Consider the following 5,046-nt stretch of genomic DNA (forward strand, 5'->3'; position numbering starts at 1 on the left):
TGCCCATCTGGGTGACCATCTTCGGATTGGCCGCCGCCAGCGCCGCCAGCTTGCGGCTCTCGGTGATGTTGTAGGTCAGCGGCTTCTGCACGAAGACGTGGTAGCCGCGCTCCATCGCCCAGCGGGCCGCCACCGCATGGTGGTGGTCGGGCGTGGCGATCAGCACCGCCTCGATGTCCTTCTGCGCATCGAACATCCTGCGATAGTCGGTGTAACGCGTCGCCCGGTCGTAGGCCACCTTCAGCGGCTCCTTCGCCGGCGCGATCCAGCCGCTCTTGTCCACCAGGGCGTGCAGTACGTGGTCGTAGTCCACGTCGGAGGTGGCCACGATGTTCTGGCCGGTCAGCTTGGACATGTTGGCCGCGCCCTGGCCGCCGGCGCCGATCACCGCGATATTGACCTTGTCGCTGGCCGCCGTCGGCTTCTTCTTCTCCGCCGCCAGGGCCGAGCCCGCGAACGCCCCCGCCGCCAGCCCCGCCGCGGCCCCCAGCGCCCCGCGCCGCGTCAGCCCGCCAGGCCCCAGGCGCCGGCCGTTCACGTCATACACCGCCATAGCCCGGTTCTCCCGCAAGCCCATTGTCGGCCGGCATTGGGCCCAGGGTTGGGCGCCTTGGCAAGGGTCAGCGCTGGGCGGCGCGCCAGCCGCCGCCCAGCGCCTTGAAGACGGCGATCTGGTCCTGCGCCAGCGCCGCGTCGGAGGCGGCCACGGCCGACTCGGCGGCCACCAGCGACTGTTCGGCGGTCAGCAGCTCCAGTTGGCTGAGCGCGCCGTTCAGGTACTGGCCCTGGGCGAGGTCGAAGGCGCGGCGGGCCCGATCCTGGGCCTCGGCCAGGTCCTGCCGGCGGTCGAGTTCGGCGCTGTAGGCCGCCAGCGCCTGCTCGGTCTCCTTCAACGCCTGAAGGACCACCGAGTCGAAGCCGGCCAGGGCCGCGTCCGCGCCGGCCTTGGCCTGCCGGATGCGGGCGCGCGGCAGGCTCTGGTTGGGGAAGCTCCAGCTCACGGCAGGGCCGAGGCCCCAGGTCAGGCCGGCTTCCCGGCTCAGGTCTCCGACGGTCGTGGCCACGCCGCCGTAGTGCCCGGTCAGGCTGATCCTCGGATAGAGATCGGCGGTGGCGACCCCGATGCGGGCGGTGGCGGCGGCCACGCGCCGCTCCGCCTGGCGCACGTCCGGCCGCCGTTTCAGCAGCGCCGCGCCGTCGCCCACCGGGATCAGGGCGGTCAGGCGCGGCGCCGTCACGCAGGCCTCGACCTCCCTGGGCGCGGACGTCGGAGTGCGGCCGATCAGGGCGGCGAGCTGGAAGAGGGCCGCGCGCCTCTGCCCCTCCAGCGGCGGGATGGCGGCGCGCACCTGGGCGACCAGGCCCTGGGCGCGGATGACGTCGAACTCGGAGTTCGCGCCGGCCTCATGCCGGGCCGCCGTGATGTCCGCCTGGTGGGCGACGACCGCCAGCGTGCGGCGCGCGACCGCCGCCTCTTCACCCAGGGTGCAGACCTGGGCGTAGGCGCGGGCGGTCTCGGCGGCGACGGTGACGCGCAGCCCGTCGCGCGCGGCGGCCACGGCGTCGGCGTCGGCGCGCGAGGCCTCGATCGAGCGCCGCACCCGGCCGAACAGGTCGACCTCGTAGGAGACGTCGAGGATGTCGTCGAAGAGCCAGATGGTCGCCGGCGGGCGGCCGGTGAGCTCCAGGATCTCGTCGGTGACGGCGTCACGGCCGCGGGTCGCGCCGACCGCCAGGTTGGTGGCGGGATAGCGGCCGGTGCGCGAGGCCTCCAGCACCGCGCGGGCGCCCGACAGGTTGGCCTGCGCCTGGACCAGGTCGGCGTTGGCGGCGAACGCCTCGCCGATCAGCCGGTCCAGCACGGGGTCGTTGTAGAGCCGCCACCAGTCGTCGGCGGGTGCGGCGGCAGTCTCGGCCGCGGGATTCAGCGACACCAGCGGCGCCTGGGCGCCGGCCGGCGCCGGCGGGGTGCGGTAGTCCGGCCCCACGACGCAGGCGGTGAGCGCCGGGGCGCAAGCCAGCAGGGTGAGCAGGCGCCTCATGACGGCTCGGCTCCGAGGTCGGGCGCGGGCGGCGGCTCCGGTCGCGGCGCGAACAGCGGCATGTGCGAGGCCGGCCCGATCGGCGCCGGCTTGTGCGCCACCAGCAGCAGCAGGGCCAGGGCGGTCAGGGCCCCGATGGCCACGAAGCCGTCGATCACGCCTTGCGTCGCCGCGGCGCTGCGGACCACCCCGGCCAGCACGGTCTCCGCGCGCGCCGCGGCCAGGGACGGATCCACTGCCCGTCCGGTCGCCGCCGCATAGGCCTGCAGTCGGTGGAGCACCTGGGGATCGCCGGACTGGACGTGCTGCCCGATGTGGTTCGAAGCGATCTGGCTGCGGACGCGCACGAAGGTGACGATGAACGCCGTGCCGATCTGGCCGCCCAGCAGGCGCGCGGTCTGGATCGACGCGCCGAAGGTGAGCGCGTCTTCGGGCTTCAGATGCAGGATGCCGAAGAAGACGATGCCCGACAGCGCGAAGCTCTGCCCGACGGCCTGGAGGAGCTGGGAAACCATGAACTGGTCGGAGGACCACACCGCCGTCAGGCTGTGGGCCACCATCAGGCAGGCGATGCTGATCAGGACGAAGCCCACGCAGGAGACGAAGCGCGGGTCCATCCGCCGCAGCATGACCGCGGCCAGGGGGCAGATGATGAGCTGCGGCGCGGCGATCCAGATCATGGTCTGGCCGACCTCCAGCGCGCGGAAGCCGCGCACGGCGCCCAGGTATTGCGGGATCAGATAGGCCGTCGACAGGATCGTCAGGCGCAGGAAGGCGACGAAGAACAGCAGCCGCGGCAAGGGCGGGCTGAAGGCGACCTTGATGTTGAAGAAGGGCTGGGGCCAGCGCCACTCGTGCAACAGGAAGGCGGCGAACAGGATGACTCCGGCCGCCATCAGGCCCCAGACCAGGCCGGAGTTCAGCCAATCGAGCCGGTTGCCCTGGTCCAGCGCCGCATAGATCAGGGCCAGGCCCAGCCCGCTGGTGACCAGGCCGAAACGGTCCGGCATCGGAGCGGCGGGGTTCGGCGGCTCCGGCTTCGCGCCCCACTTGAAACAGGCGAACATGCCCAGCGCCAGAGGGACGTTCTGCCAGAAGATCCAGCGCCAGGAGAAGTGATCAACGTACCAGCCCTCCAGCGAGGCGGAGATGTTGAGCGAAAGCTCCAGATTGAGGGCGTAGAGGGCTATGCCGTAGGCCCATAGGCGCGGCGGAGTGCCCCGCAGGATGAAGCTGAGGGTGAGGGGGATGAAGAACCCCGAGGCCATGCCGCCCATGAACTGCAGGCCCAGCAGCATGGCGAGGTTCGGCGAGAACGGCTCCACGAACGAGATCACCGCATAGGCCAGCGCCGCCTCGATCAGCACGCGCCGCGCCCCGAACGCCGCGCCCAGCCAGATGGCGACGGGCAGCACCAGCATCTGGGCGACCGTCTGGGCGGTGGTGATCCAGGCGCCGTCGTCGAAACCTGCGTAGACCCCGCCGCGGATATCGTTCAGCCCGAAGGTCGAGAGCCGCCCGTTGAGGGTCGAGATGAAGGTGCCGAGCAGGACCGCGGCCAGGCCGAACCAGGGGATCGGCGGGTCGGGGGGCGGGGCCGGCGCCGCCCCGGCCGCGGGGGTGGCCGGGCCGCTCATCGCCGGCCGTCGCGAGCGTCCACCTTGGCGACCACCGACATGCCGGGGCGCAGGCGGTCGGCGAGGCCGTCGGCGTCGTCGATGGCGATCTTCACGGCGATCCGCTGGACCACCTTGGTGAAGTTGCCGGTGGCGTTGTCCGGCGGCAGCAGCGCGAACTGGGCGCCGGAGCCGGGGGCGAAGGCCAGAACGTGGCCCTTCAGGGTGTGGCCGGGGAAGGCGTCGACGCTGATCCTGGCCTGTTCGCCCGGGGCCATGTGGGCGAGCTGGGTCTCCTTGTAGTTGGCGACCACCCAGACGCGGGGCAGCGGCGTGAGCGTGGTGATCTGGCTGCCGACGGCGACGAACTGGCCCGGCCGGACCTGGCGCTGGCCGAGCACGCCGTCCTGGGGCGCCACGATGCGGGTGTAGCCGAGGTTGATCCTGGCCAGTTGCAGGTTGGCCTGCTGGGCCGCGACCGCGGCCTCCGCCTGGCCTTGCTGGGCGGCCAGGACGCCCAGTTGGCGCGCGGCGGCGTCCGCCTGGGCGCGGGTCTGGGCGGCCTGGGCCACCAGTTGGTCCCGCGTGGTCCGCAGCTTCTCGCTGGCCTCGGTGGACGACGAGCCGGTCGCCAGCAGCTTCTGCTCGCGCGCGATGTCGCGGCCGCTCTGCGCCAGGGTGGCGGCGGTGACGGCGACCGCGGCCCGGGCGGCCTCGACGTTGGCGGCCTGCAGCGCCTGCTGCGCCTTCAGCGCCTGGACCTGCGCCGTCGCCGCCGCGACGTTGGCCTGCGCCTGCGCCACGCTGGCGCGATAGTCGGTGTCGGTAATCTCCGCCAGGACCTGGCCTGCCCTGACCCTCTGGAAGTCCTGTACCGGCACGTCGCGCACATAGCCCGCGACCTTGGCGGCCACTGGCGTGAGGTCGGCCTGCAGATAGGCGTCGTCAGTCGACTGCCACCCCGCCGCACCCTGCCAGCCGGTCCATCGGGTGGTGACGACGATCAGGATCGCCAGGGCGATGATGAAGACCAGGACCCGCCACGTCACCTCGGACGCCCTTCGCCAGTCGATCGCCGCCGGGCTCGCGCCGGGCCGCCGCGGGAACGTGAACCAGGGCCTGCTCATCCGCCTGTTCCTGGATCGGCCCGTCGCAGGACCTTCCACGCGAATGATTGGCGCCGCTTGGCGCGGACCGCAAACCTTCAGGCCGGCCGAGAGCGGCGACGGGTCGCCGCGCCGGCTTGCAACTCCCGCTGGACTGAAGCGCTAAGCTGCGAGCGCGAACGCATGGGCCGCCGCGCCGTGGAGGATCACATGCGGAAATCTCTTGTCGCGCTCTCGGGCGTCGCGGCGGTCTTGCTGAGCGCGCAGGGCGCGCTCGCCCAG

The 5,046-nt window shown here is 72.5% G+C and carries 4 protein-coding genes; all 4 read right to left on the reverse strand.

Going from position 1 to position 5,046, the window contains the following annotated elements; genetic code table 11:
- The coding region (locus VNW53_RS00005) for a Gfo/Idh/MocA family protein (protein WP_325552703.1) at window positions 1-553 on the reverse strand (553 nt) is incomplete at its 3' end.
- Window positions 554-620: 67 nt separating this feature from the next.
- Window positions 621-2,042 (reverse strand): efflux transporter outer membrane subunit, encoded by a 1,422-nt coding sequence (locus VNW53_RS00010; protein WP_325552704.1) that lies wholly within the window; start codon window positions 2,040-2,042, stop codon window positions 621-623.
- On the reverse strand, window positions 2,039-3,679 hold the full coding sequence (locus VNW53_RS00015) for an MFS transporter (RefSeq protein WP_325552706.1): 1,641 nt from the start codon (window positions 3,677-3,679) through the stop codon (window positions 2,039-2,041). The genes VNW53_RS00010 and VNW53_RS00015 overlap by 4 nt, the downstream gene beginning before the upstream one ends.
- On the reverse strand, window positions 3,676-4,785 hold the full coding sequence (locus tag VNW53_RS00020) for an HlyD family secretion protein (RefSeq protein WP_325552707.1): 1,110 nt from the start codon (window positions 4,783-4,785) through the stop codon (window positions 3,676-3,678). Before VNW53_RS00020 ends, VNW53_RS00015 begins: the two co-directional genes overlap by 4 nt.
- Window positions 4,786-5,046: the final 261 nt, after the last annotated feature.

The organism is Phenylobacterium sp. (assembly GCF_035569475.1).
Classification (GTDB): domain Bacteria; phylum Pseudomonadota; class Alphaproteobacteria; order Caulobacterales; family Caulobacteraceae; genus Phenylobacterium.

Excerpts from the sequence above, each read along its gene's own strand:
- VNW53_RS00010 (WP_325552704.1), bottom strand. The coding sequence starts at position 2,042 with ATGAGGCGCCTGCTCACCCTGCTGGCTTGCGCCCCGGCGCTCACCGCC.
- VNW53_RS00015 (WP_325552706.1), bottom strand. The coding sequence starts at position 3,679 with ATGAGCGGCCCGGCCACCCCCGCGGCCGGGGCGGCGCCGGCCCCGCCC.
- VNW53_RS00020 (WP_325552707.1), bottom strand. The coding sequence starts at position 4,785 with ATGAGCAGGCCCTGGTTCACGTTCCCGCGGCGGCCCGGCGCGAGCCCG.